This window comes from Actinomadura sp. WMMB 499 (genome assembly GCF_008824145.1).
Lineage (GTDB): Bacteria > Actinomycetota > Actinomycetes > Streptosporangiales > Streptosporangiaceae > Spirillospora.
The window spans coordinates 1,166,144-1,182,278 of the sequence record NZ_CP044407.1 but is presented as its reverse complement, the minus strand read 5'-3'; the positions used below and the strand labels follow the sequence as shown (position 1 = coordinate 1,182,278).

Here is a 16,135-nt window from a genome sequence, read left to right as displayed (position 1 = left end):
TCCGTAGCGGTCAGTCCACGGCGGGTCGGGACGTGCGGTCGGCGTCGAGGAACGCGACGCAGCGGCCCAGGAGGTCGACCAGCGATTCGCGCTCGGCGTCGGTGAACTCGGCCGACAGCCCCCGCTCGACCCGCACGGCCCGCTCATCGGCGCCGCGCAGCACCGCCTCCCCCTCGGCGGTCAGCCGCGTCTCGAGGATGTTGCGGTGCCATTCGTGCGGCGTGCGCTCGATGAGCCCCCGTTCGCGCAGGTTCCGGAGCACCGTGTTCATCGTCGGCGGGGTGACGGCGCAGGCCCGCGCCAGCGCGGCGGCCGACATGCCCGGATGGTCGGACAGTTGGAGGAGCGCGGCGTACTGCGGCACCGTCAGGCCGCTCGGTTTCAGCGCCGCGTGCTTGGCCGCGTTCAACGCCTGCTCCGCGCGCTTGAGGTGGGAGCCGATCCGCTCCGGCACGGGCATCGAGGTCATCCGCGCATGGTATCCGCCGGGTATCCGCGCACGAATGGAAGCCCGTTGACAGACATTAGAGCTCTAACTAGTGTTTCGACGCGTTCGTATAGATCACTGCATACGGAGAATGATGTCTCGTTTCCACCGTTCCGCCCTCGCCACCGCCCTCACCGCGGCGGCGGTGCTTCCCGCCGCGGCACCGGCCGCCGCGGCGGACGCGGACGACCGGCGGCACCGCGTCCGCGTCTCCACGGCGTACGAGCTGCCGGGCGACCGCGTCTACCCGGAGGGCATCGCGGCCGACCCCCGCACCGGCGTCCTGTACGCGGGCTCCTTCGCCGACGGCACGATCTACCGCATGTCCGGCCGCGACCGTGCCGCCGAGGTCTTCCTGCCCGCCGGGGCCGACGGCCGCGACACCGCCAACGGCCTCGAGGTCGACCCGCGCGGCCGGCTCTGGGTCACCGACTCCAGCACCGGCGTCGCCGTCTACGACGTCCGCACCCGGCGGCTGCTCGCGCGCTTCGAGGTCCCCGGGGACGGGGCCCGGTTCGTCAACGACCTCGCGATCACGCCCGACGGCACCGCCTACCTCACCGACAGCCTGCGCGCCGTCGTCTACCGGGTCACCCCGCGCGACCTCGCCGCGGCCCGCGGCGGGCGCGGCGCCCTGGAGCCGAGCTTCGACCTGGCGCCCGTCCTCGAGCCGTACGAGCCCGGCGCGTACACGCTCAACGGCATCGTCGCCGGGCCGTCCGGCCGGTACCTCCTCGCCGTCGACTCGACCGGCGGCGACCTCTACCGCCTCGACGTCGCGTCCGGCGCCGTCGCGAAGGTCGCGCTGCACGGCGGCGACATGGCGCTGGCCGACGGCCTCGACCTGCGGCACGGCCGCCTGTGGGCGGCGCACAACACCCGCGACGTGATCACCCGCTGGCGGGTCGCCCCCGGCGGGCGGGCCGCGTGGCTGGAGCGCCGCGTCGCCGACGCCGAACTGGACGCCCCGACGACGCTCGTCCGCGCCCGCGGCACCCTGTACGTCGTCCGCTCCCAGTTCGACGAGGGCGGCCCGCTCGGCCCCGGCACCCCGGAGACGCCGTTCACGGTCGCCGCCGTCCGCGGCATCTGACGGGTCGTTCCGCGGGGACGCCGCCGCGCCGCGGGCCGGGCGGGGCGGTAGCCTCCGGAGCATGGCGCGGGGGAGGGGCACATGAGCAACGTCGAGGATCGTCCCGTCGAGCAGGACGTCTGCTCGGCCGAGGCGGCCGTCGCGGCCGAGCCGGACCTCGAGGCGCTCCACCCGCGCGAGGTGCCGCTGGGCGGCCCCCGCGCGATGGCGGTCCGGCGCGTCCTGCCCAACCGGGACCGGCGCATGGTCGGCGCGTGGTGCTTCGCCGACTCCTACGGCCCGGACGACATCGCGGGCCGCGCGGGCATGCGGGTCCCGCCGCACCCGCACATCGGGCTGCAGACGGTGACGTGGCTGATCGAGGGCGAGGTGCTGCACCGGGACGGGCTCGGCAGCCGCGCGCTCGTCCGGCCCGGGGACCTGTCGCTGATGACCGCGGGCCCCGGCATCGCGCACTCCGAGCAGTCCCCGCCGGACCATTCCCCGGTGCTGCACGGCGCCCAGCTCTGGGTGGCGCTGCCCGAGGCCGCCCGCACGACCGCGCCCGCGTTCGAGTTCCACCCCGGCGCCGACCTGCCCCGCCTCGACCGGCCGGGCGCCGGGGTCACCGTGTTCGCCGGCGAGGTCGGCGGGGCCGCGTCCCCCGCCACCGCGCACTCGCCGCTCGCCGGTGCCGCGCTCGACCTCGCGGCGGGCGCCCGGCTGCGGCTGCCCCTCGACCCGGCGTTCGAGTACGCGGTGCTCGTGCTGTCGGCGGCGCTGACCGTCGAGGGACGCGCGGTGCCCACCGGCGACATGCTGTACCTCGGGCGCGGGCGCACCGGGCTCGACCTCTCGGCCGACCGCCCCGCCCACGCGCTGCTGCTGGGCGGCGAGCCGTTCGCCGAGGACCTCGTCATGTGGTGGAACTTCGTCGGGCGCACCCACGACGAGATCGCCGAGGCCCGGACGGCCTGGGAGCGCGAGCGCGCGGACCCGCCCGCGAACGCCCGCTTCGCCCCCGTCACCGGCTACGACGGCCCCGCCCTGCCCGCGCCCGTCCTGCCCAACGCGCGGCTGAAGCCCCGGCCCCGGTACCGCCGGCACTGAGGCCCCGCCGAGTGGTACTCGTCACAGTAGGGTCACGTTCGGGCGCATCCGGCCGATCCCGTGCGTCATACGGAACAAGGACCGTTCCCGATGCCCCGCAGGAGGCCCTGTGACCACCACCGCGCCGCACCGACCCGCCCCCGAGGCCGAGACCGAGACCGGCACCGACGCCCCCGCGACCGGCGCGTCCCCGGCACCGCGCGGCGGGCTCCGGCCGGTGCGCAAGATCGCCGTTGCCGTCGCGGGGACGGTGGTGATCGCCGCGGGCATCGTGATGCTGGTGATCCCCGGCCCGGGCGTGGTGGTCATCCTCGCCGGCATCGGGCTGCTCGGCACCGAGTTCCCCGCCGCCAAGCGCGTCAGCGACCGCGCCTACGGCTACATCAAGGCCGCCTGGGCGAAGGTCCGCCGCAAGCGCTGACGCCGCGCCGCCCGCGCCGCCCGCGCCGCCCGCGCCGCCCGCGCCGCCCGCGCCGCCCGCGCCGCCCGCGCCGCCCGCGCCGCCCGCGCCGCCCGCGCCGCCCGCGGCGCGGGCGGGCGCGGTGGTTCAGCGCGCGGGGCCGGTGCTGCGGCGGATCACCAGCTCGCTCGGCACCACGGCGGCCGGTCCGGGCGCCGCGCCCGGGTCGGTGAGCTGGGCCACCAGCAGCTCGACGCAGTGCCGGCCGAGCGCCGCGAAGTCCTGCCGGACGGTGCTGAGCGGCGGGGTGAGGAACGCGGCCTCCGGGATGTCGTCGAAGCCGATCACGCTGACGTCCTCGGGCACCCGGCGCCCGCTCTCGTGGATCGCCCACAGCAGCCCGAGCGCGATCTGGTCGTTGGCCGCGAACACCGCCGTCACGTCCGGATCGGCCGCCAGCACCCGGCCCCGCTCGTAGCCGGACCGGGCGCTCCAGTCGCCCGGCGTGCAGCCGGGGATCTCGGCGCCCGCCGCGGCCAGCGCGTCCCGCCAGCCGCGGGTCCGCTCGGTGGCCTCCGACCAGTCCGCCGGACCCGGCAGGTGGTGGACGGTGCGGTGCCCCAGGCCCAGCAGGTACCGCGCGGCCTCGCCCGGTGCGTGGTAGTGGTCGGCCTGGACGGTCGGCACGGCGGCGGGCGGGCCGAGCATCACCATCGGCAGGTCGCCCGGCAGGTGCCGCACCGCCTCCTCCGGCGGCACGTGCCCCGGGATCATGATGAGACCGTCCACGCCCTGGTCGCGGAACCGCTCCACCGCCCCGGCGACGGTGCCGCGGCCCGCCGAGCCCAGCCCGGCCACGCTGGTGAAGAAGCCCGCCTCGCGGGCGTGCCGCTCGATCGCCGCGATGATCGACGCGGGGCCGTGCAGGGCGGTGTCGAAGCTGACGACGCCGAGGGTGCTCGACCGTCCGGTCGCCAGGGCCCGGGCCGCCGCGTTGGGCCGGAAGTCCAGCTGCGCGGCGGCGGCCAGGACCCGGTCCCGGGTCTTGGGGCTGACCATCGGATGGTCCTTGAAGACCCGGGACACCGTCTGGTGCGAGACTCCGGCCAGCCGGGCGACGTCGCGGAGCCCGGGGCGCGCGGGTGGAGTGGCGGTCATGTCACCCCGAAGATACCCGGTCGCCGGTCACCGGGCCGTCCCGCTGCGCCGCTTGGTCCAGATGTCGAACGCCACCGCGGCCAGCAGGACCAGGCCCTTGATCAGCATGACCCGCTCGCTGGGCGCGCCGAGCAGCGACATCCCGTTGTTGATCACGCCCATGATCAGGCCGCCGGTGATGGCGCCGATGACCTTGCCGACCCCGCCCTGCACGGCCGCGCCGCCGATGAACGCCGCCGCGATGGCGTCCAGCTCGAACATGTTGCCCGCGGTCGGGCCCGCCTGGTTGAGCCGCCCGGCGAACACGATGCCCGCGACCGCCGACAGCACGCCCATGTTCACGAACAGCCAGAACGACACCGACTTGACGTTCACCCCGGACAGCCGCGCCGCGAGCGGGTTGCCGCCCATGGCGTAGATGCGGCGCCCGAACACCGACCGGTTCGTCAGCGTCGTGTAGGCCAGCACCAGCGCGCCGAGCAGCACCAGCACCCACGGCAGGTTCTTGAACCGCGCGAGCTGGACGGCGATGAACATCACCACGACGACGGCCAGCGTGTTCTTCGCCGCGAACACCGCGATCGGGTCGACCTGCTGCCCGTAGCCGATCCGGCCCTGCCGCCGCCGCCAGCCGAGCACCACGAACCCGCCGACCAGGGCCAGCGCGACCAGCAGGGTGAACAGGTCGGCGCCGCCGAGGAAGCCGAGGCCGATGTTGCCGAGGTAGCCCGACAGGAAGCCGTTGGCGATCGTCCGGACGTCGTCGGGGAACGGGCCGATGCGCTGGTTGTCCAGGACGGTCAGCGTCAGCGCCCGGAACATCAGCATCCCGGCCAGCGTCACGATGAACGCCGGTATCCCGAAGTAGGCGATCCAGTACCCCTGCCACGCCCCGATCGCCGCCCCCGCGAGCAGGGTCAGCAGCAGCGCGATCGGCCACGGCACGTCGTGGTTCACCATCAGGACGGCCGCGATCGCGCCCGTCAGCGCGACCACCGACCCCACCGACAGGTCGATGTGCCCGCCGATGATCACCAGGATCATCCCGATCGCCAGGATCAGGATGTAGGAGTTCTGGACGACGATGTTGGAGATGTTCCCCGGCGACAGCAGCTGCCCGTCGGTCAGCACCGCGAACAGCGCGACGATGACCGCGAACGCGATGTAGATCCCGCTCTGCCGCAGGTTGACCGGCAGGCCGCGCCCGCCCTTCGGCGGCTCGGCCGCCGGCGGGGTCACCGCCTTCCCGGCGGGGGCGACGCTGCTCATGTGGTGGCCTCCTCGGTTTGCGTCATGTCGGTCATGAACTGCATGAGCCGCTCGGGCGTGGCCTCCGCGCGCGCCACCTCACCGGTGATCCGCCCGGCCGCCATCGCGTAGACGCGGTCGCAGATCCCGATCAGCTCCGGCAGCTCGGACGAGATCACCAGCACCGCCTTGCCCTGCTCGGCCAGCGTGTTGATGATCGAGTAGATCTCGTACTTGGCGCCGACGTCGATGCCGCGGGTCGGCTCGTCCAGGATCAGGACGTCGGCGTCGGTGAACATCCACTTCGACAGCACCACCTTCTGCTGGTTGCCACCGCTCAGCTCGCCGGCCGCCGACAGGACGCTCGGCGCCTTGATGTTCATGTCCCGGCGGAACCGCTCGGCGACCTCGTACTCGCGGTTGTCGTTCACCCAGCCCGCCCGCGCGAGCTTGCCGAGCCCGGCCGCCGACACGTTCCGCGTGATGCTCTCGATGAGGTTGAGGCCGTAGGTCTTGCGGTCCTCGGTCGCGTAGGCCAGGCCGTGGCCGATCGCGTCCCCGACCGTCCGGATCCGCACCTCCGCGCCGTCCTTGAACACCCGGCCCGTGATCTGGGCGCCCCAGCTGCGGCCGAACACGCTCATCGCGAGCTCGGTGCGGCCGGCGCCCATCAGCCCCGCGAGACCGACGACCTCGCCGCGGCGCAGGGCGAGCGCGGCGCGGTCCACCACCACGCGGCCCCGCTGGGTGGGGCTGTGCACCGTCCAGTCCTCGATCCGGAACACCTCCTCGCCCACGTCGTGGACCCGCTCGGGATACCGGTGGCCGAGGTCGCGGCCGACCATCCCGGAGATGATGCGGTCCTCGGAGACCTCGCCGCCGTGCATGTCGAGCGTCTCGATGGTCCGGCCGTCCCGCAGGATCGTCGTCGAGTCGGCGATCGAGCGGATCTCGTTCAGCTTGTGCGAGATGATCACGCAGGTGATGCCGTCCGCCCGCAGCCCGCGCAGCAGGTCGAGCAGGTGCCGCGAGTCGGCGTCGTTCAGCGCCGCGGTCGGCTCGTCCAGGATCAGCAGCCGCACCTCCTTCGACAGCGCTTTCGCGATCTCGACGAGCTGCTGCTTGCCGACGCCGAGGTCCATCGCGGGCGTCACCGGGTTCTCGTGCAGGCCCACCCGCTCGAGCAGCCGCGCGGCGTCGGCGTTCGTCCGGTTCCAGTCGATCAGCCCGAACCGGCCGCGCCGCTCGTTGCCGAGGTAGATGTTCTCCGCGATCGACAGGTACGGGCTCAGCGCCAGTTCCTGGTGGATGATCACGATGCCGCGCCGCTCGCTGTCGCGGATGCCCGAGAACCGGCACGGCTCCCCGTCGAACTCGATCTCCCCGCTGTAGTCGCCGTGCGGGTAGACGCCCGACAGGACCTTCATCAGCGTCGACTTCCCGGCCCCGTTCTCGCCGCAGATCGCGTGGATCTCACCGCGCGCGACGTCCAGGTTCACGTCCTGCAGCGCCTTGACCGCGGGGAAGCTCTTGGTGATCCCGCGCATCCGCAGTATCGCGTCCGTCATGCTCCTCCTCCCGGGGCGGACGGTCGCCCGCCCCGGTGCCGCTACTGCAGGTCGCCCGCGGTGTAGTAGCCGCTGTCGACGAGCACCTTCTCGTAGTTCTCCTTGGTGACGATCACGGGCTGGAGGAGGTTGGACGGCACGACCTTCTCGCCGTTGTCGTAGTCCTCGGTGTTGTTGACCGGCGGGTCCTGGCCCTTCAGGACGGCGTCGGCCATCTGCACCGTCACCTCGGCGAGCTTGCGGGTGTCCTTGAAGATCGTCGAGTACTGCTCGCCCGCGATGATCGACTTCATCGACGCGACCTCGGCGTCCTGCCCGGTGACCACCGGGTACGGCTGGGAGTCGGTGCCGTAGCCGTTGGACTTCAGCGCGGACAGGATCCCGATCGACATGCCGTCGAACGGGGACAGCACGCCGTCCACCTTCGCGCCGTCGCGGTAGTTCCGCGTGATGAGGTCCTCCATGCGCGCCTGCGCGCGGGCGCCCTCCCAGCGCAGCGTCGCCATGGGCTCGAACTCGGTCTGCCCGCTCTTGACGACCAGGGCGCCCTTGTCCATGTAGGGCTTCAGGGTGGCCATCGCGCCGTTGTAGAAGTACTTGGCGTTGTTGTCGTCGGGCGACCCCGCGAACAGTTCGACGTTGAACGGCCCCTTCTCGGGGCCGGCCGAGCCGTCCGCCTTCTGCAACCCGAGCCCGACCAGCAGCGACGTCGCCTGCTGCACGCCCACCTGGTGGTTGTCGAAGGTGGCGTAGTAGTCGACGTTGGGGGAGTTGAGGATCAGGCGGTCGTAGGAGATGACCGGGATGTCCTGGTCGGCGGCCTTCTGCAGCTGCGTGGTCAGGGCGGTGCCGTCGATCGGGGCCACGATCAGCAGCCGGGCGCCCTTGGTGATCTGGTTGTCGATCTGGTTCGCCTGCGTCGGGATGTCGTCCTCGGCGTACTGCAGGTCGACCTTGTAGCCGAGCCCCTCCAGTTGCTTCTTCACGTTGTCGCCGTCGTGGATCCACCGCTCGGAGGACCGGGTCGGCATCGTCACGCCGATGAGCGCGCCCTTCACGGGCGCGTCGGCCCGCTCCTTGTCGACCGTCTTCTCGCTGGAACCGCACGCGGTCAGACCGAGCGCGAGCCCGATGCCCAGCGCCATCGTGACGAGCTTCCTTGGCTTCACGTCTCACCTCGGGGGGTGGTGCCGGATGGTTCGGGGGCCACACTGTTACCGGTCACATCAGATGTCAAGACCCCGCTGTGCTCCGCATCACAACCGTGATCCGGTCGCTCGGGGGGCGGCGCGCGCCCGCGGCGCCCGCGCCGCCCGCCCCCGGAACCCCCGCCCGTCGGCGGCCCGACCCGCCCGCGCGGGGGTCAGCCGTCCAGCGCGGTGAGGTCGATCCGGGCGAGCCGGTCGGGGTCGGAGAGGATGTCGATCGCGACGATCCGGTGGCCGGAGACGGTGAAGCTCATGATCGAGACGAGTTCGCCGTCGATCGTGTTCACCAGTCCGGCCGCGCCGTTGACGAGCGCGGGGCGGGACTCCGAGGCGGTCGCCATGCGGTGGAACGTCGCGGCGTGCCCCACCACCTCGCGGGCGCCGCGCGCGACCTTCATGCCGCCGGGGATCAGCGTCCCGGGGTCGGCGCGCAGCACGACGTCCGGGTCGAGGACGGCGAGCAGGCCCTCGATGTCGCCGTCGCGCGCCGCGCCGAGGAACGCGTCCACCACGCGGCGCCGAGCGACCGGGTCGGGGTCCGGTGCCGGGGACGCGCCCCGGACGCGCGCGCGGGCGCGGCTGGCGAGCTTGCGGGCCGCGGCCGGGGTCCGGTCCACGATCGGGGCGATCTCCTCGAACGGCATGCCGAACATGTCGTGCAGGACGAACGCGAGCCGTTCGGCCGGGTTCAGCGACTCCAGCACCACCAGGAGCGCCAGCCCCACCGAGTCGGCCAGGACCGCCTGCCCCTCGGGGTCGGCGCCGCCGGGCGCCTCCGCGCCGACGACCGGGTCGGGCAGCCGCGCCTCCAGCGGGGCCTCGCCCCGCATCCGGCGGGTGCGCAGCATGTCCAGGCACACCCGGCCGACGACCGTGGTCAGCCACCCGCCGAGGTTGCCGATATCGCCGCCGCCGGCGCGCGCGAGCCGCAGCCACGCCTCCTGCACGGCGTCGTCGGCCTCGGCCAGGGAGCCGAGCATCCGGTACGCCACCGCCCTCAGGTGGGGGCGGTGCTCTTCGAACCCTTCGGCCAGCGGATCGCGCTCGTTCATCGTCGCCCCTCGTCGTGGTCCCGTGGCTTCCTCGCGACCATGACGAACGGGACGTCCCGGATGTGACCGGAACGCGTCAGGAAGGGCGGCTCTCGTCGCACAGGACGAGGACCGCCGTTTCCACCGAGGAGTAGATCGGGAAGAGGCGGGTGAGCCCGGTGGTGCGCAGCACGTCCCGGATCCGGGGGTTCACCGAGACCAGGGCGAGCATGCCCGCGCCGCGCAGGAGCGGGGAGATCCCGGCCAGGACGCTGAGCCCGCTGGAGTCCATGAACGCGACGCCGCCGAAGTCCAGCACGAGGTGGCGGGCGCCCTCGCCGAGCAGCGCGGCCAGGTCGTCGCGCAGCCGGGCGGCGGTGGAGATGTCCACGTCGCCGGCGAGGGTCACGACGGCCACGTCGGCGTGGATCGGATGGAACCGGCTTTGCACGGTCAGGGGCATGGTGTCCAAGATGTTCCCGCCGTGGGGACGGTCATTCCTCGTCGGGCGGCGGGGGTCAGGTGTTGTCGGTGGACGTGCGGCGGCGGGGCCGCGAGCGCTTGGGCCCGGCGGCCTTGGGCCCGGCGGCCTTGGCCGTGGCGGGCTGCGCCCCGCGGCGCCGGCCGCCGTCCTGCGGTTCGCGGCGCCGGCCGTCCTGGGCTTCGCGGCGCCGGCCGCCGTCCTGCGGGGCGCGGGACCGGCCGCCGTCCTGCGGGGCGCGGCGCGGGGCGGCCGCGGCCGGGGGCGGGGCGGGGACGCGCGCGCCGGTGATGCGGGCGAGTTCGCTGTCGCCCGGACGCACCCGGGTGGTGCGCGGGGTGATGCCGGCCGCGGCCATCATGGCGTCCACGTCGCGGCGCTGGTCGGGCAGCACGACGGTCACCACGGTGCCGGCCCGCCCGGCGCGGGCCGTGCGCCCGCTGCGGTGCAGGTAGTCCTTGGGGTCGGCGGGCGGGTCGATGTTGACGACGAGGTCGAGGTCGTCGATGTGGATGCCGCGGGCGGCGACGTCGGTGGCGACGAGCACGGTGACGGCCTCGGTGCGGAAGCCCTCGAGCGCGCGGTTGCGCTGCGACTGGGTCTTGCCGCCGTGCAGGGCGGCGGCGCTGACGCCGCGGGACGTCAGCTTGCGGACGAGCCGGTCGGCGGCGTGCTTCTTCGCCACGAACATGATCACGCGTTCGCGGCGGGCCGCGATGTGCGCGGTCGTCTCGAGCTTGTCGGTGTCGGCGATGTGCAGGAGGTGGTGCTCCATGGTGGTGACCGCGCCCTTCGGCGGGTCGACCGAGCAGGTGACGGGGTCGCCGAGGAACGCCTGGACGAGCCGGTCGACGTTGCGGTCGAGCGTCGCGGAGAACAGCATCCGCTGCCCGCCGGAGGGTGTCTGCTCGAGGAGCCGGGTCACCTGCGGCAGGAAGCCCATGTCGGTCATCTGGTCGGCCTCGTCGAGCACGGTGACGCGCACCCGGCCGAGCCGGCAGTCGCCGCGTTCGATGAGGTCGGCGAGGCGGCCGGGCGTGGCGACCAGGACGTCCGCGCCGCGGGCGAGGGCGGTCGCCTGGCGGGTGATCGACAGCCCGCCGACCACGGTGGCCAGCCGCAGGTCCACCGCGGCGGCGTACGGCTCGAGCGCGTCGGTGACCTGCTGCGCGAGTTCCCGCGTCGGGACCAGGACGAGTGCCAGCGGTGCGCGCGGTTCGGCGCGGTGCCCGGCGGTGCGGGCGAGCAGCGGCAGCCCGAAGGCGAGGGTCTTGCCGGAGCCCGTGCGCCCGCGGCCGAGGACGTCCCGTCCGGCGAGCGCGTTCGGCAGCGTCGCGGCCTGGATCGGGAACGGGGCGGTCACGTCCCGGTCGGCGAGCGTCGCCAGGAGCGGCGCAGGCAGCGCCAGTTCGGCGAACGAGTCGACCGGGGGCAGTGCCGGGGACGAGGCCGGCGGGGTGCTCGCCGGTTCGGTGCGCCGGGCGTTCGCCGGGCGGGGACGGGCGGAGCGGCCGCGGCGCGGCGGACGGGCGGGACGGGACATGCAGGGGAGCCTTCCACAGAGCGGTGCGCGTCGGGACGGCTCCGCGCCGAGCCTGCCGCGATGGCCCATCCGGAGCAACAAAAAAGCGCTTGGGGTCGAACACCGCAAGCGCACGAAGTCTATGGGAACCGCAACCATTCGTACGCTACCACACGAGTCGTCAAATCCGCCGACCACCCGGTGTGGCGCGCGGGTGAATTCCATGCCGGATGGCGGATGCGGCTGCCGGTCACGGCCGGGTGGGCGCATACTGGTGGGTGATGAAATCGTCAAAGCCGCCCCATCGGCGACACCTGCCCACCAGTCCCTTCAAGCCCCCGCCCGCGGCGCCGCCGGTCGAGGAGTTCGAGCTCCAGGACCAGGTCACCCACGACAAGTACGGGCTCGGCCGCGTCGTGGAGGTCGAGCCAGGGCGCGCCGTCCTGGTCGACTTCGGAACGCGAAAAGTGAGGATTCTCGCGCCGTTCGCGAAGCTTTTCAAGCTCTGAAACCCCGCGCCCGGTTCACCGAAAGCCCGCGAGCGCCGATTGCGCGCGTGAGCCGTGGGCCCCGTGCGGGGAGCCCGTGCGGGAGCCCCGTACCGGGACTCCCGCGGCGGTGCTCAGGCCCCGGTCAGTTCGTTGGTCGGCCGGGGCGTCCGCGCCTCGGTCTTCACCTCGCCCGACTCGATGTCGACCGCGTGCAGCGTGCGGCTGCCGGGATCGGTGACGTACGCGGTGCGGTCACGGACGTAGAGGGTGGGGCGGGCCTGCTGCCACTCCAGGGGTTCCCGCCACTCGCCCACGACCTCGATCCGCTTCGTGACCTCGGCACTCTCGGGGTCGATGACGTGGATCGCGCCGTCGGTGCCCAGGACCAGGGCCTCTCCGTGGGGGCCGCGCGCCAGGGAGCGGAAGCTGTAGCTCGTCCCGAGGTCGACCAGTTCGAGCTCACCGGTCCGGGTGTCGATGAGCGACACCCGCTCGGGGCGCTCGAGTTCGGCGTCGGGGTCGGTCTTGTAGTCGCCGAGGACGATCGGCGACTCCTCGTGGCCGGCCTGGTTGCCGATGCGCCCGTACTCGTCCGGCGCGTCGACCTTGGTGATCTCGCCGTTCCGGTAGAGGAGCGCGCCGTTCTCGCAGCCGATGACGACGGCCTCGCCCTCGGCGGTCGCCTCGCCGTGCACGCCCGGGCATTCCTCGCTGCGCGCGATCTCCTCGCGGTTCGCGTCCAGGACGTGGACGCCGGTGCGCTCCTCCTCGGTGCCGAGCGTGGTCAGCATCTCGCCGCCGGAGAGGACCACGGCCACCCCGTGGTGCGGGTGCTCGCTGTCGTGGGTCTCGGTCTCCGGCAGCCCGCCGCCGCCCAGCTCGCCGGAGTCGAAGACGGTCACCTTGCCGGTGCCGTCGGAGAACAGCACGGTCTTGCCCGCGTGGTGGACGACGTGTCCGGGCTTGGGCGCGGCGAACTCGTCGTCGGTGAGCCGGGCGCCTGCGGCGTCCAGCACGCGGAATCCGGTGGAGGTGGACACCATGACGTGGCGGCCGTCGCCCGCGGGGTTGACCCGGTTGAACCCCTCGAGCGGGAAGTCCTGGACGATCTTGAGCGTGGCGGGATCGAGAACGTACAGGCCGCCGTCGTAGGTCGCGACCAGCGGCTCCTTCACCTTGACGGCGGCGGGCGCGGACGTCTCGTCGGTCGCGGCCGACCCGGAGTCGTCCTGGCCGCCGCAGGCGCTCAGCGCGAGACCGGCCGCGACCATCGCCGCGGGCAGCGCGGCCCTGGACCGGAGGGTGAATCTCATCTCTTTTCTCTCACTTTCATCGGGGGACCGGGTCAGCGTGCGAGGCCGCCGGTGATCGCCTCGGTGTTGGCGCGCATCATGCGCAGGTAGGTGGGAGCGCCGCCGTCGGCGGCGGTGAGCGACTCGGAGTAGAGCGGGACGACCCGGATGTCGAGGCCGGTCTCCCGGGCCATCACGCGGGCGAGCCGGTCCGGCTGGGAGGAGTCGGCGAACACCGTGCGGACGTCCGCCTCGCGGACCGCGGTCGCGAGCGACTCGAGGTCCGATCCGCTGGGCGAGGCGAGCGTGGTGCCGCTGGGGATGACGGCCCCGATGACCTCGAAGCCGTAGCGCTGGGCGAGGTAGCCGAACACGTGGTGGTTGGTGACCAGGTTGCGGCGCTCGGGCGGGATCTTCTCGAACTCGGCCCGCATCCACCCGTCCAGGTCCTCGACCCGCTCGCGGTACGCGGCCGCGGCCGCCCGGACCCCCGCCTCGTCGATGCCGTCGACGTGCTCGACGACCTGGGCGGTGATGGCGTCGACGGCCTTGAGCACCCGGACGGGGTCGGTCCAGAAGTGCGGGTCGGGTTCGGCCTCGGTGCGGCCCTCGGCGAAGGGGATCGGGTCGGCCTTCTCGCCGGCGGCGAGCGTCGGGACGCCCTGGTCGGCGGCGGCCCGGACGTTGCGCGCCACGCCCTCCTCGAGGCCGAGGCCGTTGTGGATCAGCAGCGCGGCGTTCTCGATGCGGGCGGCGTCCCGCGCGGACACCCCGAACGAATGCGGGTCGGCGTCGGGCTTCATCAGGACCGTCACCTCGGCCCGGTCGCCCACGATGGCGCGGGTGATGTCGCCGAGGATGTTGGTCGTGACGACGACGCCCGACCGCCCGCCGGAGTCCAGTGCCGAGCAGCCCGCCGCGGACACCGCCAGCCACAGCGCCGCCAGGACCGCGACGACGCGCCGTGCCGGGGCCGCCGCGGTCACCATCCCGTCTCCACCATGTGCGCGGGGGAGAAGGGGAGGTCGAAGGTGCGCGCCACCCGCAGGTCGTCGTTGTAGTCGATCTCGTGGACGGCGCGGCCGGCCGCGTCGTTGACGTAGGCGCGCGCGGTGTCGATCTCGATCACCGGGGCGGCGCCGTCCCCGCCGGCCTCCTCCAGCAGTTCGGTCTCCGCCAGTTCCTCGCCCGTCGCGGGATCGTAGGAGCGCAGCGCGCCGTCCCGGCCGAGCAGCAGGACGGGCGAGTCCTCGCCCACCGCGTTCACGGCGAGCGCGGGCCCGGAGCCGACGCGGTGCCATTCCCGGGCGCGGACGTCGAGGACCCAGGCGCCCTCGTCCCCGGCCCGGGAGGCCAGCACGTCCGATCCGGGGCGGTGCCGGAACTCCGCGGCCCGCTCGCCCTCCGGCACCTCGCCGGGGTACGGGACCTTCGTCGCCTGGAACGTTCCGTCCTCGCCCGTGACGAGCAGCGCCCCGTCCGCGCAGCCGAGGACGGCTCCGCGCCGGGTCGCCGCCTGCCCGCGGGGCTCGGGGCACGGCTCGGAGAGCGACGACGTGCGGCCGCCGTCGCGGCCGTGCACGCTCACCTCCCCGTTCGCGGCGGCGACCACCACGTGCCCCGCGTGGACGGCGGCCGCCCGGCCGGCCACCCGGGACAGCTCCGCGATCTTCCCGTCGTCGAGGGCCTTCCGATCGAGGACGCGCACCTCCGCGCCCGCGGCGAGGGCGGTCGCGGCGGCGTCGCCGGTGACGCCGGGCGTCCCCGCGACGCCGGCGTCGCCGACCGTCCGCGCGGCGGCCCGGTAGTAGTGCACGTGGTCGCCGTGGTCGACCGTCCAGGTCCCGCTGTCGAAGACACGCAGGCCGTTCCCGGTGGCCAGGTAGGCGAAGCGGCCGTCGCTGCGAGCCGCCGTGACCCCGGAGACGTCCCCGGCGGGGGAGCTCTCGCCGGTGGCGGGGTCCAGCATGTGGATCCGGCCGCCCTCCGCGTCGGCGAGGACGAGCCGCCACTGCGCCTCGGCCGTCTCCTCGGCGCCCTCGACGTAGCCGTGCGGGGTCGATCCGGCGCTCGCGGAGCCGGTGTCGCCTCCGGAGCCACCGCACGCCGCGAGGAGGATCCCCGCCGCGAGCACGGTCACCGGCGCGTTCCACCGGGCGCCTCTCGTGTTGCCACAGATCATGACGAGTACTCGGGTTCCCTTCGGTCGGGGGTGCTCGGGGACGCGGCGGAGGGCGCGCCGCGCGGACGGCGGTCGCGCAGGCCGGCGCCCAGCGCGGAGAGGAAGAACAGGGCCACGGCGGTCGCGGCGATCGTCGCGCCCGCCGCGGTGCCCAGATGCCAGGAGACGAGCAGGCCGGTGAAGGTCGAGAGCGCGCCGAGCAGCGCCGCCCCGGCCATCACCATCGGGACGCTGCGCGCCCACAGCGCCATCGCGGCGGGCGGCGCGATCAGCAGCCCGAACACCAGCAGGGTGCCCACCACGTGGAAGGACGCGGTGATCGCGAGGGTCAGCAGGCCCAGCTGCAGCGCGTGGGCCAGCCGGGGCCGCAGGCCCAGGGTCCGCGCCTTGCGCGGGTCGAAGGCGAGGGCGACGAAGGAGCGGTGCCCGGCGGCGGCGATGACGGCCGCGACGCACAGCGCCGCGGCGAGCAGCGCCAGGTCGACGGGCCGCACGGCGAGCACGTCGCCGAACAGGAAGGCCGTCAGGTCCACCGCGAAGCTCTGCGAGTGCGACACCAGGATCACGCCGGTGGCGAGCATGCCGACGAACAGCAGCCCGATGCTCGTGTCCTGGGACAGCCGCGGCGACCGGGACAGGGCGGTCACCCCGAGCGCCATCGCGGCCGCGCTGACCAGCGCGCCCGCGAACAGGCTCCCGTTCAGCATGGACGCCGCCGCGACGCCGGGCAGCATCCCGTGCGACATCGCGTCGCCGAGGAAGGCCATGCCGCGCAGCACCACCCACGTGCCGGCCAGCGCGCAGATGCCGGAGACCAGCAGCCCGCCGAAGAGCGCCCGCTCCACGAAAGACACCCCAAAGGGGGCGAAAAGCCACTCCATGGTC

Annotated in this window: 16 protein-coding genes; 4 read left to right on the top strand and 12 right to left on the bottom strand. The window is 73.9% G+C overall.

All coding sequences use genetic code 11. The features are described 5' to 3' along the window. Window positions 1-10: 10 nt before the first annotated feature. Window positions 11-469, bottom strand: coding sequence for a MarR family winged helix-turn-helix transcriptional regulator (locus F7P10_RS04995; RefSeq protein ID WP_218040381.1), 459 nt, complete (start codon window positions 467-469; stop codon window positions 11-13). Window positions 470-578: 109 nt separating this feature from the next. On the opposite strand from F7P10_RS04995, the gene F7P10_RS04990 reads away from it, so the two are divergent. The 3 genes from F7P10_RS04990 (at window position 579) to F7P10_RS04980 (ending at window position 3,090) form a co-directional block, all read left to right on the top strand. Further along, complete coding sequence (locus tag F7P10_RS04990; protein ID WP_218040380.1) at window positions 579-1,580, top strand: SMP-30/gluconolactonase/LRE family protein; 1,002 nt, start codon at window positions 579-581, stop codon at window positions 1,578-1,580. Window positions 1,581-1,661: 81 nt separating this feature from the next. Then, the gene (locus F7P10_RS04985; protein WP_151008280.1) at window positions 1,662-2,669 is read left to right on the top strand and encodes a pirin family protein; all 1,008 of its coding nucleotides are present in this window, start codon (window positions 1,662-1,664) and stop codon (window positions 2,667-2,669) included. Window positions 2,670-2,778: 109 nt separating this feature from the next. Beyond that, window positions 2,779-3,090, top strand: coding sequence for a PGPGW domain-containing protein (locus F7P10_RS04980; RefSeq protein ID WP_176611303.1), 312 nt, complete (start codon window positions 2,779-2,781; stop codon window positions 3,088-3,090). Window positions 3,091-3,216: 126 nt separating this feature from the next. Here F7P10_RS04980 and F7P10_RS04975 read toward each other — a convergent pair whose 3' ends face one another. The 7 genes from F7P10_RS04975 to F7P10_RS04945 form a co-directional block, all read right to left on the bottom strand. Beyond that, window positions 3,217-4,227, bottom strand: a complete 1,011-nt coding sequence (locus F7P10_RS04975) for a LacI family DNA-binding transcriptional regulator (RefSeq protein WP_151008278.1) — start codon at window positions 4,225-4,227, stop codon at window positions 3,217-3,219. 27 nt (window positions 4,228-4,254) lie between these two features. Then, window positions 4,255-5,496, bottom strand: a complete 1,242-nt coding sequence (gene mmsB / locus F7P10_RS04970) for a multiple monosaccharide ABC transporter permease (protein WP_151008277.1) — start codon at window positions 5,494-5,496, stop codon at window positions 4,255-4,257. After that, the gene (gene mmsA, locus F7P10_RS04965; RefSeq protein ID WP_151008276.1) at window positions 5,493-7,043 is read right to left on the bottom strand and encodes a multiple monosaccharide ABC transporter ATP-binding protein; all 1,551 of its coding nucleotides are present in this window, start codon (window positions 7,041-7,043) and stop codon (window positions 5,493-5,495) included. Before mmsA ends, mmsB begins: the two co-directional genes overlap by 4 nt. 41 nt (window positions 7,044-7,084) lie before the next feature. After that, window positions 7,085-8,212 (bottom strand): multiple monosaccharide ABC transporter substrate-binding protein, encoded by a 1,128-nt coding sequence (chvE, locus tag F7P10_RS04960; protein ID WP_302851438.1) that lies wholly within the window; start codon window positions 8,210-8,212, stop codon window positions 7,085-7,087. A 194-nt stretch (window positions 8,213-8,406) separates the two neighbouring features. Continuing rightward, window positions 8,407-9,303 carry a sigma-70 family RNA polymerase sigma factor gene (locus F7P10_RS04955; protein WP_151008275.1) on the bottom strand — a complete coding sequence of 299 codons (897 nt, stop codon included), beginning with the start codon at window positions 9,301-9,303 and terminating at the stop codon, window positions 8,407-8,409. 76 nt (window positions 9,304-9,379) lie between these two features. Further along, window positions 9,380-9,745, bottom strand: coding sequence for an STAS domain-containing protein (locus F7P10_RS04950; protein ID WP_151008274.1), 366 nt, complete (start codon window positions 9,743-9,745; stop codon window positions 9,380-9,382). Between the two features lie 55 nt (window positions 9,746-9,800). Next, a complete protein-coding gene (locus F7P10_RS04945) occupies window positions 9,801-11,306 on the bottom strand; it encodes a DEAD/DEAH box helicase (RefSeq protein WP_151008273.1) in 1,506 nt (501 codons plus the stop codon). A gap of 260 nt (window positions 11,307-11,566) precedes the next feature. Between F7P10_RS04945 and F7P10_RS04940 the strand changes: the two genes are divergently transcribed. Beyond that, a complete protein-coding gene (locus tag F7P10_RS04940) occupies window positions 11,567-11,794 on the top strand; it encodes a hypothetical protein (RefSeq protein ID WP_151008272.1) in 228 nt (75 codons plus the stop codon). 113 nt (window positions 11,795-11,907) lie between these two features. Here F7P10_RS04940 and aztD read toward each other — a convergent pair whose 3' ends face one another. From aztD to aztB, 4 genes are read right to left on the bottom strand one after another with little or no spacing between them, the layout of a single operon-like run. Beyond that, window positions 11,908-13,089: a zinc metallochaperone AztD gene (aztD, locus tag F7P10_RS04935; protein WP_151008271.1), complete on the bottom strand. Its 1,182-nt coding sequence runs from the start codon at window positions 13,087-13,089 to the stop codon at window positions 11,908-11,910. A gap of 32 nt (window positions 13,090-13,121) precedes the next feature. After that, window positions 13,122-14,057 carry a zinc ABC transporter substrate-binding protein AztC gene (aztC, locus tag F7P10_RS04930; RefSeq protein ID WP_151008270.1) on the bottom strand — a complete coding sequence of 312 codons (936 nt, stop codon included), beginning with the start codon at window positions 14,055-14,057 and terminating at the stop codon, window positions 13,122-13,124. Further along, window positions 14,051-15,208: a hypothetical protein gene (locus F7P10_RS04925; protein WP_254716407.1), complete on the bottom strand. Its 1,158-nt coding sequence runs from the start codon at window positions 15,206-15,208 to the stop codon at window positions 14,051-14,053. The genes aztC and F7P10_RS04925 overlap by 7 nt, the downstream gene beginning before the upstream one ends. 38 nt (window positions 15,209-15,246) lie before the next feature. After that, complete coding sequence (aztB, locus tag F7P10_RS04920) at window positions 15,247-16,131, bottom strand: zinc ABC transporter permease AztB (RefSeq protein WP_151008268.1); 885 nt, start codon at window positions 16,129-16,131, stop codon at window positions 15,247-15,249. Window positions 16,132-16,135: the final 4 nt, after the last annotated feature.

Excerpts from the sequence above, each read along its gene's own strand:
- F7P10_RS04995 (WP_218040381.1), bottom strand. The coding sequence starts at position 469 with ATGACCTCGATGCCCGTGCCGGAGCGGATCGGCTCCCACCTCAAGCGC.
- F7P10_RS04990 (WP_218040380.1), top strand. The coding sequence starts at position 579 with ATGATGTCTCGTTTCCACCGTTCCGCCCTCGCCACCGCCCTCACCGCG.
- F7P10_RS04985 (WP_151008280.1), top strand. The coding sequence starts at position 1,662 with ATGAGCAACGTCGAGGATCGTCCCGTCGAGCAGGACGTCTGCTCGGCC.
- F7P10_RS04975 (WP_151008278.1), bottom strand. The coding sequence starts at position 4,227 with ATGACCGCCACTCCACCCGCGCGCCCCGGGCTCCGCGACGTCGCCCGG.
- mmsB (WP_151008277.1), bottom strand. The coding sequence starts at position 5,496 with ATGAGCAGCGTCGCCCCCGCCGGGAAGGCGGTGACCCCGCCGGCGGCC.
- mmsA (WP_151008276.1), bottom strand. The coding sequence starts at position 7,043 with ATGACGGACGCGATACTGCGGATGCGCGGGATCACCAAGAGCTTCCCC.
- F7P10_RS04955 (WP_151008275.1), bottom strand. The coding sequence starts at position 9,303 with ATGAACGAGCGCGATCCGCTGGCCGAAGGGTTCGAAGAGCACCGCCCC.
- F7P10_RS04950 (WP_151008274.1), bottom strand. The coding sequence starts at position 9,745 with ATGCCCCTGACCGTGCAAAGCCGGTTCCATCCGATCCACGCCGACGTG.
- F7P10_RS04945 (WP_151008273.1), bottom strand. The coding sequence starts at position 11,306 with ATGTCCCGTCCCGCCCGTCCGCCGCGCCGCGGCCGCTCCGCCCGTCCC.
- F7P10_RS04940 (WP_151008272.1), top strand. The coding sequence starts at position 11,567 with ATGAAATCGTCAAAGCCGCCCCATCGGCGACACCTGCCCACCAGTCCC.
- aztD (WP_151008271.1), bottom strand. The coding sequence starts at position 13,089 with ATGAGATTCACCCTCCGGTCCAGGGCCGCGCTGCCCGCGGCGATGGTC.
- aztC (WP_151008270.1), bottom strand. The coding sequence starts at position 14,057 with ATGGTGACCGCGGCGGCCCCGGCACGGCGCGTCGTCGCGGTCCTGGCG.
- aztB (WP_151008268.1), bottom strand. The coding sequence starts at position 16,131 with ATGGAGTGGCTTTTCGCCCCCTTTGGGGTGTCTTTCGTGGAGCGGGCG.